This is a genomic window from Chryseobacterium sp. TQ-BC-N36 (assembly GCF_058382295.1).
In genome coordinates this window covers 2992002-3007431 of record NZ_CM178175.1, presented here as the reverse complement: position 1 = coordinate 3007431, position 15430 = coordinate 2992002, and the positions used below count along the sequence as shown (strand labels likewise).

Here is a 15430-nt window from a genome sequence, read left to right as displayed (position 1 = left end):
ATGGCAAAATTAACTAAAAAGCAAAAAGAAGCTTTAAGCAAAGTAGAAAAAGGAAGATTCTATAACCTTGAAGAAGGTTCAGCTCTTGTAAAAGAAGTGAACACTACAAAGTTTGATGCATCTGTAGATATCGCTGTAAGATTAGGAGTAGACCCTAGAAAAGCAAACCAAATGGTAAGAGGTGTTGTATCTCTTCCTCACGGAACTGGAAAAGATGTTAAAGTATTAGCTCTTGTAACTCCGGATAAAGAAGCAGAAGCTAAAGCTGCTGGTGCTGACTATGTAGGTCTTGACGAATATTTACAAAAAATCAAAGAAGGTTGGACAGACGTTGACGTTATCGTTACGATGCCAGCTGTAATGGGTAAATTAGGTCCATTAGGTAGAGTATTAGGTCCAAGAGGATTAATGCCAAACCCTAAATCAGGAACTGTAACAATGGAAATTGGTAAAGCAGTAACTGAAGTTAAAGCAGGTAAAATTGATTTCAAAGTAGATAAGTATGGTATCATCCATGCTGGTATCGGTAAAGTATCTTTCGATGCTGCTAAGATCAAAGAAAATGCTCAGGAATTAATCCAGACATTGATCAAAATGAAACCAACTGCTGCTAAAGGAACTTATGTGAAGAGCATCTATTTGTCTTCTACAATGAGCCCAGGTATTGCAATTGATACTAAATCTGTTAACTAATAATAATCCTTAAGACAATGACAAAAGACCAAAAAGTTGTAGCAATACAAGAGATCAAAGATTTGCTTCAGGATGCAAAAGTAGTATACGTAGCAGATTTAGAAGGTTTGAACGCTGGTAAATCTTCAGATTTCAGAAGACAGGCTTTCAAGCAAAATATCAAAGTGAAAGTGGTAAAAAATACACTTTTACAAAAAGCAATGGAGCAAATTGAAGGAGTAGATTACTCTGAAATGTTCCCATCTTTCAAAGGAAACTCAGCGTTAATGATTGCTGAAACAGCAAACGCTCCTGCGAAATTGATCCAAGGATTCAGAAAGAAAGAAGAAAAGCCAGCTTTAAAGTCTGCTTTTGTTCAGGAAACTTTCTACGTTGGTGACAACAACCTAGATATGTTGGCTAACATCAAGTCTAGAGAAGAAATGATCGGTGAAATCATCGGATTACTTCAGTCTCCAATCCAGAGAGTTGTTTCTGCTCTTCAAAACAAATCTGAAACTGTAGAAGCTCAAGCTGAAGAAGCTGCTCCTGTAGTAGAAGAAACTCCTGCTGCCGAAGCTCCGGAAGCTGCTGCAGAAAGCACTGAAGAAACAAGTGCTGAATAATTACACTCAAAAAATTAAATAAATAATCAACAAAAACATTACAACAATGTCAGATTTAAAAAATTTAGCTGAAACGCTAGTAAACCTAACTGTAAAAGACGTAAACGAATTAGCTGCTATCCTTAAGGATGAGTACGGAATTGAGCCAGCTGCTGCTGCTGTAGTAGTTGCAGGTGGAGCTGCAGGTGAAGCTGCTGAAGAAAAGACTGAATTCGACGTAATTCTTAAGTCTGCAGGTGCTTCTAAATTAGCTATCGTTAAATTAGTAAAAGATTTAACTGGTGCTGGTCTTAAAGAAGCTAAAGATATCGTAGACGGAGCTCCTGCTGCAATTAAGCAAGGTGTTTCTAAAGACGAAGCTGAAGCTCTTAAGAAGCAATTAGAAGAAGCTGGTGCTGAAGTAGAATTGAAATAATTTCAATTTTATTATAAATATAGAAGCCCGGGCAAATTGCCCGGGCTTTTTTTGTTGTTGTAATATCCTGTAAATCTGTACCTTAATCGATAATTGTATTTTAATATGATTAGTTCTTATTTGGTGATATTTTATTATGATTGATTATTTTGCAATTATTGTATGGTTATTTTATTTATTATTTGATTTTATTTTGTTTTGTCATGTTTTTTATTAATAAATATTTTGTTTTATTGAAAAAGTATTATATTTGTATTGAAAAAACACAACATAATTGGATAGAAATTATTTTCTTTCTTATGGTCACAGGATAGCATTTTTATTGCTGCTGGCGGCTGTAGGGAAATTCAACACTAAGTTAATATCTGTAACGATTGGTAAGATAGAACTCCCTCACTGTACAGGTACGAATGATCATCGGTGTTCAAATGATTTTCCGGCTTATCAATGGTCTGGAAATGAAAATGAAAATGATCTTTCAGTTCTGCATTATATGTCTGACGGTCAGAAAACAGACTGCGGATTCTATTGCAACAGCCCGGGATACCACCTTTTATTTTTCTGCAAAACTAATATTTGTATATCTGTTCTTAAAGCATTAAAACTTGGGGTTATACAAAGTAAATGGGCTTACTCATTGTTAAACTATAAATTAAATATTTTTTTGACATCTCAAATGGTCAGAAAATTTTATGTGAACTCTATTCAGCTTATTGATGGTTTTAAGTTTATCATCAAGATTCCCGACAAACCAAGCCATACTTTTATTCTTTAATATTTCTAACAATTTTCAGCGTTTTCTGAAACCAATATCATTTTTCATTTTTTAATCCAAATGAGAACGCTTTAAAATTGTCCTTTCCATTACAACTCAGAAATAAAAAACAAATACATTAGAAATGAAAAACAAATTATTCACATTAGCCCTTTTATCTGCAAGTTTGCCATTAATAGCGCAGGTAGGGATTAATACAGGTCAACCTCAGGCAACATTTGATATCGTAGGATCGCCTTCCAATGCTGCTAAACTTGATGGGCTGATTGCCCCAAGACTCACAGGAGTAGAACTAAAGGCTAAAAATTATACCACTGCCCAAACCGGTGCAATTGTATATGTTACTGTGGCAGAAACCTCACCAGCCGGACAGACTGCAGAGGTCCTCTCGCCTGGTTATTATTATTTTGATGGTATCAAGTGGAGCGGTTTAAGCGGAAGCTGGCGTACGGCAGGAAATACCGGAACAACAGCAACGGCAGCAACATTAGGATCCAATATCAGTACAGGTAATTATCTTGGTACGAATGATGGGCAGAATCTGGTTTTGGCTACTCAGAAGAATGTGAAAGGGATATTGGATGTAAACGGTACTTTACAAGGAGGAAATTCTAATTCGGCATCAGGGGCTTACGCCTCATTTACATGGGGATCGAATAATGTACTTACCAACAGTTCATCTTCCAATATTGCACTGGGAAAAGATAATACAGTATCTGCACAGGGAAATTTCCCGGCTGTAGCTATAGGATTGGGAAACACGGCGAATAATGGTGCCAAGATAATAGGAAATAACAATACTGCTACCGGACCCAATAACTTAGTATTCGGAAATCTTAACACAGTAACAGGTCTGACAGGGCTTACAGTTGGGAATAATCATATAAATAGCGGAGGAATTGCCATTGGAAGCGGAAATACAACATCGTTGAATAATATCGCTGTTGGTTCTGCTAATACGGCCAATGGAACAGAAGCGTTCGCAATAGGCTTCTCAGGTCAGGCAGCAGCAGGTCAGATGGTTTACGCTAATAAAGAACATGTTTTCTTTAATAAGAATAACGGAACAGATACAATAGTAGGAATTAATATGATTCCTACTGCAGCGACCTCTACAGGTGCGGCAGTTCAGATGAAAGGAATTGCTTCAGCAGCTAATTCGTCATGCACTGCTGCTGAAGAAGGTGCCATCCGATATAATACAACAATTAAGGCCCATGAAGGCTGTAACGGAAGTAACTGGAAAGCCTTGTACTAGTCGAAAGAAAAACACAAACCTTAAAAAAATAAAAAATGACCAGAAAATTATTCGAAAAGTTAGCTGCGATGCTCATGACATTGATGATGTCTGCGGTATTATTTGCGCAGCAGGGCTATGAGCCGATCCGAGGGATGGGCGTAGAGGCAAAACCTGTCAACAACTCAGGGATTTGTCTTGCATGTTATAACGGGAGTATGAATCCTGTAGTGGATGCCAGTCTTGACAACAGCGTAAGTATGGGGAATTTCGCTTCACTTTTAAGCGGAAACGGAATCTCTGTAAAAAATAAAAATACAACATATCCGGCGGGATATATTACAGGGTTCAACGTAGACCTCGGAACAAGCTTTATTACAGTTGATCTGTTAAGCTCTTTGAGAATCAGTACTTATAAAAATGGTGTACTTCAGGAGACCACTACAAGCAGTACACTTTTATCGGTTCCTGCATTTGGAGGAAGTAAAAACAGGATATTTCTGCACTTTAAAACATCAAAAGAATTTGATGAAGTAAGACTGTATCAGACGAATGTTCTTTCTGTTTTCAGTGCAATGAACGTGTACTATGCATTTGCATTTGATCCTGCAAAAGTACCTGCGGATAATAATGGTATTTGCGATGATATTATTGCGGGTAGTGGAGTGGACGGGAATGTTTCCGGAAGCAGCAGTTTTCTGGCGCCGCTTTCCTATGTTCAGAATAAAGAGAGAATTGGCGATGGTGATAAAAACTCTTATGGTTCCATTGTCCTTCCAGTAGGATTACTGGGCTCTTATTCAGTGGGAGTTCTTGATAAGAATCAGGTGTATCCTGCAGGAAACAAGGCAGGTTTTGTGATAGAACCAGATGACCAGGGAAAACTGCTGAGTGCTGAATTTTTGAAAAATATTACCATAGAAACTTATCTTTTCGGGCAGCTTCAGGATTCAAAACAGCTTTCTGATGGCGGAGGACTGATCAATATTAAAGTACTCGGATATGGTTCAGGAAAACAGAAAGTAGCACTGACTACGACTAAACCTTTCAACGAGGTGAGATTAAAAGTCACTCAAACATTAGGGTTTAATTTAGGAGCCTTAAAAGTGTATTATGCTTTTGAGGAACCTGTTACCTGTGAATGTGATGACAAAATTCAGACCAGTGGTTCTGCTGTTCCCGGAAATTTGGTGACAGGAACTAACTGGACATCAGGCCCTGGATTTCTCGGACTTATTCTGGCTAAAATGACCAGCCCGGAAGCTATCGTGGATAATAACCCATCCAATTATGCAACTGCTACTGTTCCTGCTGCATCTGTTTTGAGTCTTTTCTCAGCATTTGCAACAGTAAGCAGCAATGCTGTACTTCCTGTCAACACAGTGGCTGGGTTCACCGTGGAAAAAGCAGGAAATCTCCTAGGAGTAAGCGTTCTGGAAAATATTACTGTGACATTATACAACGGAAATACATTGACGGATACTTTTACAAGTTCAGGAAGTCTTATCAGTGGGAATTTCTTTACTGCAAGCTCCAATAAGTTCTATGTGGGAGGAAAGGCGACAAAACCTTTTAACCGCATGAAGATTACTTTCAACAGTGGAACGGCAATTAGAATCCCTCAGAATTATTATATCTACAATGCTTTTGCAAGCAGAGATGATGATAATGATGGTGTTCCAAATTGTTTCGACCAATGTAACGGAGGTGATGACAACATAGATAATAACGGAAATGGAATTCCTGACTGTGCCGAAGGATGTACAGCTGTCAATGATAAGTCACCTGTATTGGATACAGACGGTGATGGTATCGTAGATGCCTGTGATCTGGATTCTGATAATGACGGAATCCCTGATGCTGTAGAAGATTTTGATAAAAACGGCAAGTTTCAGGATGATGATAATGAAGGAGATATTCTTTTAACACCTGTGCTTGGTGATTCAGTTCCGAATTACCTTGATCTTGATTCCGATAATGACGGTATTTTAGATTTATTCGAATCCGGAATTCCTGCCTCTGTAATTAATCAGATTGATGCGGACCATAATGGAGTGATCGATGCCAATGTTCCGGTAGGTAAAAACGGAATCGCAGACATTCTTGAAACATCACCTGATTCAGGAGTATTGAAGTATCCGGTCAAAAATACAGACGGAGATGATAAGCCGGATTTTCTGGATATTACTTCCAATGGTTCAGATCTTGACCTTTATCAGATCGGAAAAGGAAATCTTGATACTTTAGGTGGCGGATTCATTTCTACTATCGATGATAAAGATAAAGATGGTATCCAGGCAGTTGTAGATACAGATCCTGTAAAGAGGGGATCTCCAAATTCTCCGCTTTCGCCTTATGCTTCACTGCTGAAAGCTTCCAATGTTGCTGCAAAAATCACTGCAACGGAAATCACCGATACTGTGCATGATATAAAAATATATCCGAACCCGGTAAAAGCGGGGGATAATATTAGAATTACATCAGCAGAAGAAGGGATTTACACGCTGTTCTCCGCACAGGGACAGGTGGTTAAAACAGATCAGTTGAATGCCCATACAGGGATTGATACATCTTCGCTTCCTACAGGAGTATATATTATCAAAATAGAAACTAAATCAAAAATAAAATCTTATAAGGTTATTGTGAAATAATCATAAGATTAGCTTGTGTTGTGGAGGGGTTGCTCATATCTGGGCAGCCTCTCTTATTTTAAGAGCCTCAAAATGAGATGATTTATTTGTTTTTGTGGATAACTTTTCGTATCTTTGCCCCTCTTTTGGCGCGAAAAATTGTTTGTAAATTTATAAAATACTGAAAATCAGCTCTTTCATTGTGTAAAGCATGAAGGGGATTTCTTGTTTGTAAATACAGCAGTATTACTGCCTCAAAAGTAAGGAAAATATTTTGCATTACGCTGTGAAAAGATATACCAGTGTTGCAGTTAGAAAGAGCCAAGTACAAAGTTGAAAGCGCCTAAGGTCTTTCGTGAGCGCCAAAAACACTTTTACCTTTTACTTTTGCCTTGTTTCTTTGTTCTTTTCTGATATTTTTTAATGAATCAAAATATTTTTTAACCCTTTCTTAAAAGTTTTATGAGTAAAACAAAATCAACAACTCAGGGAAATCCGAGAATTAACTTCTCGTCAGCGAAAGGAAAAATCATTACTCCAGACTTCTTGGATATCCAAATCGAGTCTTTTAAAGAATTTTTCCAGCTTGATACACTTCCTGAAGCCAGAAAGACAGAAGGTCTTTACAAGACTTTCCAGGAAAATTTCCCTATTACGGATTCCAGAAACCAATTCGTATTGGAATTCTTAGATTATCTGGTAGATTCTCCACGTTATTCAATCGATGAGTGTGTGGAAAGAGGTCTGACTTATTCAGTTCCTCTAAAAGCAAGACTTAAATTGTATTGTACAGACCCTGAACACGAAGACTTCCAGACAGTAGTTCAGGATGTTTATTTAGGTCCGGTTCCTTACATGACGCCAAGTGGTTCTTTCATTATCAATGGTGCTGAAAGAGTTATTGTTACGCAGCTTCACCGTTCACCTGGTGTATTCTTCGGGCAGACATACCACGCAAACGGAACCAAATTATACTATTCAAGAATTATCCCTTTCAAAGGATCTTGGATGGAATTTACAACTGATATCAACAGCGTAATGTACGCGTATATCGACCGTAAGAAAAAGTTACCATTAACAACTTTATTAAGAGCTATCGGTTATGAATCTGATAAGGATATCCTTCAGATCTTTGACCTTGCTGAAGAAGTAAAAGTTTCTAAAGCTGCCCTTAAAAAGGTAGAAGGGAGAACATTGGCTGCGAGAGTATTGAACACCTGGTTCGAAGACTTCGTAGACGAAGATACAGGGGAGGTAGTTTCTATTGAAAGAAACGAAATCATCCTGGATAGAGAAACAATCCTTGAAAAAGAACATTTAGATCTTATCCTGGATGCTGGTGTGAAATCAATCCTGATTCACAAAGAAAACAGCAATGAATTCTCTATCATCCAGAATACATTACAAAAAGACCCTACCAACTCTGAAAAAGAAGCGGTAGAGTATATTTATCGTCAGTTAAGAAACGCAGATCCGCCAGATGAGGAGACAGCAAGAGGAATCATTGAAAAATTATTCTTCTCTGAGCAGAGATACTCTTTAGGTGAAGTTGGACGTTACAGATTGAACAAAAAATTAGGTCTTAACATTCCTACAACCACTGAGGTTCTTACAAAAGAAGATATCATTGCTATCGTAAGACACCTTATCGAACTGGTAAACTCTAAAGCTGAGGTGGATGATATTGACCACTTATCAAACAGAAGAATTAAAACTGTTGGTGAGCAATTGGCAGGGCAGTTCGGAGTAGGTCTTTCAAGAATTGCAAGAACAATCAAGGAAAGAATGAACGTTAGAGATAACGAAATCTTTACTCCGCTTGATCTTGTAAATGCGAAAACATTGACATCTGTAATTAACTCATTCTTCGGTACCAACCAGCTTTCTCAGTTCATGGACCAAACCAACCCATTATCAGAGATTACTCACAAGAGAAGATTATCTGCACTAGGGCCTGGTGGTTTATCAAGAGAAAGAGCAGGTTTCGAGGTTCGAGACGTTCACCATACCCACTACGGAAGAATCTGTCCGATTGAAACTCCGGAAGGACCAAACATCGGTTTGATTTCATCTTTGGGTATTTATGCAAAAATCAACAACTTAGGTTTCATTGAAACTCCATATAGAAAAGTAGAAGGAGGTAAGATCGATCTTAATGCTGATCCTATTTACTTAAATGCAGAAGATGAAGAAGCTAAAGTAATTGCTCAGGCAAACGTTGAATTGAGCGATAATGGTGATTTCGAAACAGACAGGATTATTGCAAGATTGGATGGTGACTATCCGGTAGTAGAACCTAGCCAGGTAGACCTTATCGACGTAGCACCAAACCAGATTTCCGGTATTTCCGCTTCATTGATTCCGTTCCTAGAACATGATGATGCGAACCGTGCATTGATGGGATCCAACATGATGCGTCAGGCCGTTCCTCTATTGAAGCCACAGGCTCCGATTGTTGGTACAGGGCTTGAGCAGCAAGTTGCAAGAGATTCAAGAATTTTAATTAACGCTGAAGGTACAGGTACAGTACAGTACGTAGATGCCGACAGAATTGTAATTAAATATGAAAGAAGTGAGGACGAGGATTTAGTACAATTCGAGTCTGCTACTAAAACATACAACCTTACGAAGTTCAGAAAAACCAACCAGAGTACAACCATTACCCTAAGACCAAACGTAAGAGTAGGTGATGTAGTGGAAAAAGGACAGGTGCTTTGCGACGGTTATGCTACTGAAAAAGGAGAATTGGCTCTTGGTAGAAACTTAGTGGTAGCGTTCATGCCTTGGAAAGGGTATAACTTCGAGGATGCAATCGTAATCAACGAAAAAGTGGTTCGTGAAGACTGGTTTACTTCAATTCACGTAGATGAATATTCTCTTGAGGTTCGTGATACCAAATTAGGTATGGAAGAGCTGACAGCAGATATTCCAAACGTATCTGAAGAAGCTACCAAAGATCTTGATGAGAACGGTATGATCAGAATCGGTGCTGAAGTGAAGCCTGGAGATATCATGATTGGTAAAATCACTCCAAAAGGTGAATCTGACCCGACTCCTGAAGAGAAACTTCTTAGAGCAATCTTCGGTGATAAAGCCGGTGATGTGAAAGATGCATCATTGAAAGCTGACTCTTCCTTAAGAGGGGTGGTAATCAACAAGAAATTGTTCTCCAGAAACATTAAAGACAAAAAGAAAAGAACTGAAGAAAAACTTAAACTTGAAGAAATTGAAAACACTTACAAGGCTAAGTTTGACGAGTTGAGAAATACTTTAATTGAAAAATTAAATACACTGGTAAGCGGTAAAACTTCTCAGGGGGTACAAAATGACCTTGACGAAGAAATTATCGGTAAAGGGGTAAAATTCACTCACAAGTTATTAACTTCAGTTGAAGATTATGTAAACGTTAGCGGTTCAGACTGGACAGTAGACGCTGACAAGAATGAATTGATCAAACAGTTGATTCACAATTACAAAATCAAATATAATGACATCCAGGGAGTTAAAAACCGTGAGAAATTTGCAATTTCAATCGGAGATGAGCTTCCGGCAGGTATTATGAAGCTGGCTAAAGTTTACATCGCTAAGAAACGTAAACTGAATGTAGGGGATAAGATGGCAGGACGTCACGGTAACAAAGGTATCGTTTCAAGAATCGTTCGTGAAGAAGATATGCCATTCCTTGAAGACGGAACACCAGTAGATATCGTATTGAATCCACTAGGGGTACCTTCCCGTATGAACATCGGTCAGATCTATGAAACTGTACTTGGATGGGCTGGTCAGAAGCTGGGTATGAAGTTCGCAACGCCGATCTTTGACGGAGCTAGCCTTGATCAGATCACTGAATATACAGACAAAGCTGGTCTTCCTAGATTTGGTAACACACACCTTTATGATGGTGGTACCGGAGAAAGGTTTACTCAGCCGGCTACAGTGGGTGTAATCTACATGCTGAAGTTAGGACACATGGTTGATGATAAGATGCACGCACGTTCTATCGGTCCTTACTCATTGATTACTCAACAGCCGTTAGGAGGTAAAGCTCAGTTCGGAGGTCAGAGATTCGGAGAGATGGAGGTTTGGGCACTTGAAGCATTCGGTGCATCTAATATCCTGAGAGAAATCCTGACTGTGAAGTCGGATGACGTGATTGGTAGAGCAAAAACTTATGAAGCTATTGCGAAAGGTGAATCTATGCCTGAACCAGGTATTCCGGAATCATTCAACGTATTACTTCACGAGTTACAGGGTCTTGGATTAGACGTAAGATTGGAGGAGTAAGATATCAGATGTCAGACACAAGATGTCAGACTGTGACACTCTAAGAATTTTATAATCCTTGAATTTGGAATGATGATTTCGTCTGAAATCTGAAATCTGAAATCTAAAATCTAAAAAAAATTATGTCAAATAAAAATAAATCAAGTAGATTTAATAAAATAACCATCGGTTTAGCATCACCGGAGTCTATTTTGCAAGACTCAAGAGGGGAGGTTTTAAAGCCGGAAACTATTAACTACAGAACTCACAAGCCTGAAAGAGACGGGTTATTCTGTGAGAAAATATTTGGTCCTGTAAAGGATTACGAATGTGCTTGTGGTAAATACAAGAGAATTCGTTACAAAGGGATCGTTTGTGACCGTTGTGGAGTAGAAGTTACTGAGAAAAAAGTAAGAAGAGAGAGAATCGGGCACATCAACCTTGTAGTTCCAATTGCACACATCTGGTATTTCCGTTCATTACCAAACAAAATCGGATACCTTTTAGGGATTCCTTCTAAGAAATTAGATATGATCATCTACTACGAAAGATATGTAGTGATCCAGCAGGGTATTGCTAAGAAATTAGACGGTTCTGATTTTGAAAATATGGAATTCCTTACAGAAGAAGAGTACCTTGATATCATGGAAACTCTTCCTGTAGAAAACCAGTATCTTGATGATTCTGATCCAAACAAATTCATCGCCAGAATGGGGGCTGAAGCTGTTGAAGATCTGTTAAAAAGAATTGATCTTGATGCATTGTCTTTCGACCTGAGACACAAAGCTCACAACGAAGGTTCAAAACAAAGAAGAACTGAAGCTCTTAAGAGATTGAACGTTGTAGAAGCATTGAGAGGCGCTAATACAAGAATGATCAACAGACCGGAGTGGATGATTATGCGTGTACTTCCTGTTATTCCACCAGAACTAAGACCATTGGTTCCATTGGATGGAGGGCGTTTCGCAACTTCTGACCTGAACGACCTTTACAGAAGAGTTATCATCAGAAATAACCGTTTGAAGAGATTATTGGAGATCAAAGCTCCTGAAGTAATCTTGAGAAACGAGAAGCGTATGCTTCAGGAATCAGTAGATTCATTGTTCGATAACACAAGAAAATCTTCTGCCGTAAAATCTGAATCAAACAGACCATTGAAATCACTTTCTGATTCATTGAAAGGTAAGCAAGGTCGTTTCCGTCAGAACCTACTAGGGAAAAGGGTTGACTACTCAGCACGTTCGGTAATTGTTGTAGGTCCAAACTTACAGCTTCACGAGTGTGGTATTCCTAAAGATATGGCAGCTGAGCTTTACAAACCATTTATCATTAGAAAACTTATTGAAAGAGGTATTGTAAAAACAGTAAAATCTGCTAAGAGAATTATCGACAGAAAAGAACCGGTAGTTTATGATATCCTTGAAAACGTGATGAAAGGTCACCCGGTACTATTGAACAGGGCACCTACTCTTCACAGGCTGGGTATTCAGGCTTTCCAACCTAAGATGATCGAAGGTAAGGCAATCCAGCTACACCCGTTAGTAACTACGGCCTTCAACGCCGATTTCGATGGTGACCAGATGGCGGTACACTTACCGTTAGGACCAGAAGCGATCCTTGAAGCACAGTTATTGATGTTAGGTTCTCAAAACATCCTGAACCCTGCAAACGGTTCTCCAATTACAGTACCGTCTCAGGACATGGTTCTTGGTCTTTATTTCATGACTAAAGAATTAAGTTCTACTGAGACTATGAAAGTAAAAGGAGAAGGACTTGCATTCTATTCTCCTGAAGAAGCGGAAATTGCTTACGCTGAAGGTAGAGTATCTTTAAATGCTAAGGTAAGATGTAGACTGCCAATTAAAGAAGACGGACAAATCGTAACAAGACTGATCGAAACTTCTGTAGGTAGAATCCTATTCAACCAGATTGTACCTAAACAGGTAGGATATATCAATGAACTTCTTACCAAGAAATCATTGAGAAACGTAATCGGTAAGATCCTTGCTGATACAGATTTCCCTACAACGGTGAAGTTCCTGGATGCAATGAAAGACTTAGGATATTCAAACGCATTCAAAGGAGGTCTTTCTTTCTCACTTGGGGATATCGTTGTTCCTGTTGAGAAAAAGCAGATGATTGCACAATCAATTGAAGCTGTAGACGAAATTAGAGCTAACTATAACATGGGTCTGATTACCGATACAGAACGTTATAATCAGGTAATCGATGTTTGGACAAATACCAACGCCGGATTAACTGAAATGATCATGAGCAGAATGAAAACTGACCAAGGTGGTTTCAACTCTGTATATATGATGCTTGACTCTGGAGCGAGGGGTTCTAAAGAACAGATCCGTCAGTTATCAGGGATGAGAGGTTTGATGGCAAAACCGCAGAAAGCCGGTTCTACCGGAGCGGAGATCATCGAAAACCCGATCCTTGCCAACTTTAAGGAAGGTCTTTCGATTCTAGAGTACTTTATCTCTACCCACGGTGCTCGTAAAGGTCTTGCGGATACCGCTCTTAAGACAGCCGATGCCGGTTACTTAACGAGAAGACTGGTAGACGTTGCACAGGACGTTATCGTTACAGAAGATGACTGTGGAACACTAAGAGGTACAGAAGTTACTGCACTTAAGAAAAATGACGAGATTGTTGAAAGAATCTCTGAAAGAATCTTAGGTAGAGTATCTCTTCATAATATCTATGATCCAGAAACAGATGAGCTTATTGCAAGTGCTGATCAGGTGATCATTGAAGAATTAGCGAAGAAAATCGAAGAAGCAGGTCTGGAAGCTGTGGAAGTTCGTTCTCCGTTAACTTGTGAGGCTAAGAAAGGTATCTGTGCAAAATGTTACGGTAGAAACTTAGCAACAGGTAAAGTAATTCATATGGGTGAAGCGGTAGGTGTAATTGCAGCACAGTCGATTGGGGAACCAGGTACTCAGCTTACGTTGAGAACTTTCCACCAGGGAGGTACTGCAGGAAACGTATCAGAAAACCCATCTATCGTTGCAAGAAGAGATGGTATCGTTGAAATGGATGAAGTAAGAACAATTACTTCTGAAGATGAAAACGGTAATACTGCTGAAGTTGTGGTTTCACGTTCAACAGAATTCAGATTAGTTGCTGACAATGAGTCAAGAACTCCATTGATGGTGGCTAACGTACCTTACGGATCTATATTATCTGTAAAACCAGGTGATAAAGTGAAGAAAGGAGATGTGATCTGTAGATGGGATCCATATAACGCGGTTATCATTGCTGAAACTTCAGGTAAGGTAGAATACGAGGATATTATCCAGGGTATTTCATTCCAGCTTGAAATTGACGAACAGACAGGATTTGAAGAGAAAGTAATCTCTGAATCCAGAAATAAGAAAGCCGTACCTACCTTAAAAGTGGTAGACTCTAAAGGAGTTGAGCAAAAAGCATACAACTTACCGGTAGGAGCCCACTTGATGGTTAATGATGGTGAGAAAATTAAGGCGGGTAAAGTCTTGATCAAAATCCCAAGAAAATCTGCAAAAGCAGGGGATATCACCGGAGGTCTTCCGAGAGTTACCGAATTATTCGAAGCGAGAAACCCTTCAAACCCAGCGGTGGTTACTGAAATCGACGGGGTAGTTTCTTACGGAAAAATCAAGAGAGGTAACCGTGAACTTATTGTTGAGGCTAAAACGGGAGAAAGAAAAATTTACTTAGTAAAACTTTCCAACCAGATTCTTGTTCAGGAGAATGACTTCGTAAGAGCAGGTTCTCCGCTTTCTGACGGTTCTATCACACCGGAAGATATCTTAAGAATTAAAGGTCCAACAGCCGTTCAGGAATATCTGGTAAATGAGATTCAGGAAGTTTACCGTCTACAAGGAGTGAAAATCGACGATAAACACTTCGAAATTATCGTAAGACAGATGATGACGAAAGTATCTATCGTAGATGGAGGTGATACTCAGTTCCTTGAAGGAGCTCTTGAGCACAAGTATGATTTCTTGGAAGAAAACAACAGAGTATTCGGTCTTAAAGTAGTAGTAGATGCTGGTGATTCTAAAGAATTCAAACCAGGTCAGATGATTACGGCAAGAGAATTAAGAGATGAAAACTCTAAGTTGAAGCGTGAAGATTTAGCATTGGTAGAAGTAAGAGAAGCTCTTCCTGCTACAGCTACTCCTGTACTGCAAGGTATTACAAGAGCGGCACTTCAGACGAAGTCATTCATGTCGGCAGCATCATTCCAGGAAACAACTAAAGTTCTTAACGAAGCAGCAGTTGCTGGTAAGATAGACGATCTTAACGGTCTTAAAGAAAATGTAATTGTAGGACACAGAATTCCTGCAGGTACAGGTCTTAAAGAGTATCAGAACGTTATTGTAGGTTCGAAGAAAGAATTCGAAGACCTTAACTAAAATTAATGATTTGAAATTTGGGATTTGAAATTATTTTTATATTTTCACAATCTCAAATTTCGAATTTTAAAAACATAATTTATAACAATGGACAACAATCAAAATCCACAAGACGGAAACATCAACATCGAATTAAACGAAATGGTAGCTGCTGGTATCTATGCTAATCTGGCTTTAGTAAACCACTCTCCATCTGAATTTGTAGTAGACTTTATTCAGTTGATGCCAGGTGTTCAGCAGGCGAAAGTAAGATCAAGAGTAATTCTTGCTCCTCTTCACGCTAAGAGAGTATTAAATGCTCTTCAACAGAACATCGCTAACTACGAGCAGCAGTTCGGAGAAATCAAAGAAGTTGAGCCTTTCGTATTAGGAGGGAACAACGTACAAGCGTAAGATTTCTTTT

At 38.9% G+C, this 15430-nt stretch carries 9 protein-coding genes; all 9 read left to right on the top strand.

Annotation, left to right across the window (positions count from 1 at the left end):
- The 9 genes from rplA (at window position 1) to AC3FI7_RS13360 (ending at window position 15420) form a co-directional block, all read left to right on the top strand.
- Window positions 1-693 carry a 50S ribosomal protein L1 gene (gene rplA / locus AC3FI7_RS13400; RefSeq protein WP_142723726.1) on the top strand — a complete coding sequence of 231 codons (693 nt, stop codon included), beginning with the start codon at window positions 1-3 and terminating at the stop codon, window positions 691-693.
- Window positions 694-710: 17 nt separating this feature from the next.
- Window positions 711-1298 carry a 50S ribosomal protein L10 gene (gene rplJ, locus AC3FI7_RS13395; protein ID WP_062675819.1) on the top strand — a complete coding sequence of 196 codons (588 nt, stop codon included), beginning with the start codon at window positions 711-713 and terminating at the stop codon, window positions 1296-1298.
- A gap of 46 nt (window positions 1299-1344) precedes the next feature.
- Window positions 1345-1713 carry a 50S ribosomal protein L7/L12 gene (gene rplL / locus AC3FI7_RS13390; protein ID WP_142723727.1) on the top strand — a complete coding sequence of 123 codons (369 nt, stop codon included), beginning with the start codon at window positions 1345-1347 and terminating at the stop codon, window positions 1711-1713.
- 274 nt (window positions 1714-1987) lie between these two features.
- Complete coding sequence (locus AC3FI7_RS13385; RefSeq protein WP_142723728.1) at window positions 1988-2488, top strand: hypothetical protein; 501 nt, start codon at window positions 1988-1990, stop codon at window positions 2486-2488.
- Window positions 2489-2612: 124 nt separating this feature from the next.
- Window positions 2613-3746, top strand: a complete 1134-nt coding sequence (locus tag AC3FI7_RS13380; protein ID WP_343659898.1) for a phage tail-like protein — start codon at window positions 2613-2615, stop codon at window positions 3744-3746.
- Window positions 3747-3781: 35 nt separating this feature from the next.
- A complete protein-coding gene (locus AC3FI7_RS13375) occupies window positions 3782-6376 on the top strand; it encodes a T9SS type A sorting domain-containing protein (protein WP_491460308.1) in 2595 nt (864 codons plus the stop codon).
- Window positions 6377-6817: 441 nt separating this feature from the next.
- Window positions 6818-10639 (top strand): DNA-directed RNA polymerase subunit beta, encoded by a 3822-nt coding sequence (rpoB, locus tag AC3FI7_RS13370; RefSeq protein WP_142723731.1) that lies wholly within the window; start codon window positions 6818-6820, stop codon window positions 10637-10639.
- Between the two features lie 122 nt (window positions 10640-10761).
- Window positions 10762-15027 (top strand): DNA-directed RNA polymerase subunit beta', encoded by a 4266-nt coding sequence (gene rpoC, locus AC3FI7_RS13365; RefSeq protein ID WP_142723732.1) that lies wholly within the window; start codon window positions 10762-10764, stop codon window positions 15025-15027.
- Between the two features lie 87 nt (window positions 15028-15114).
- A complete protein-coding gene (locus AC3FI7_RS13360) occupies window positions 15115-15420 on the top strand; it encodes a DUF3467 domain-containing protein (protein WP_002976436.1) in 306 nt (101 codons plus the stop codon).
- The last annotated feature ends 10 nt before the right edge of the window (window positions 15421-15430 follow it).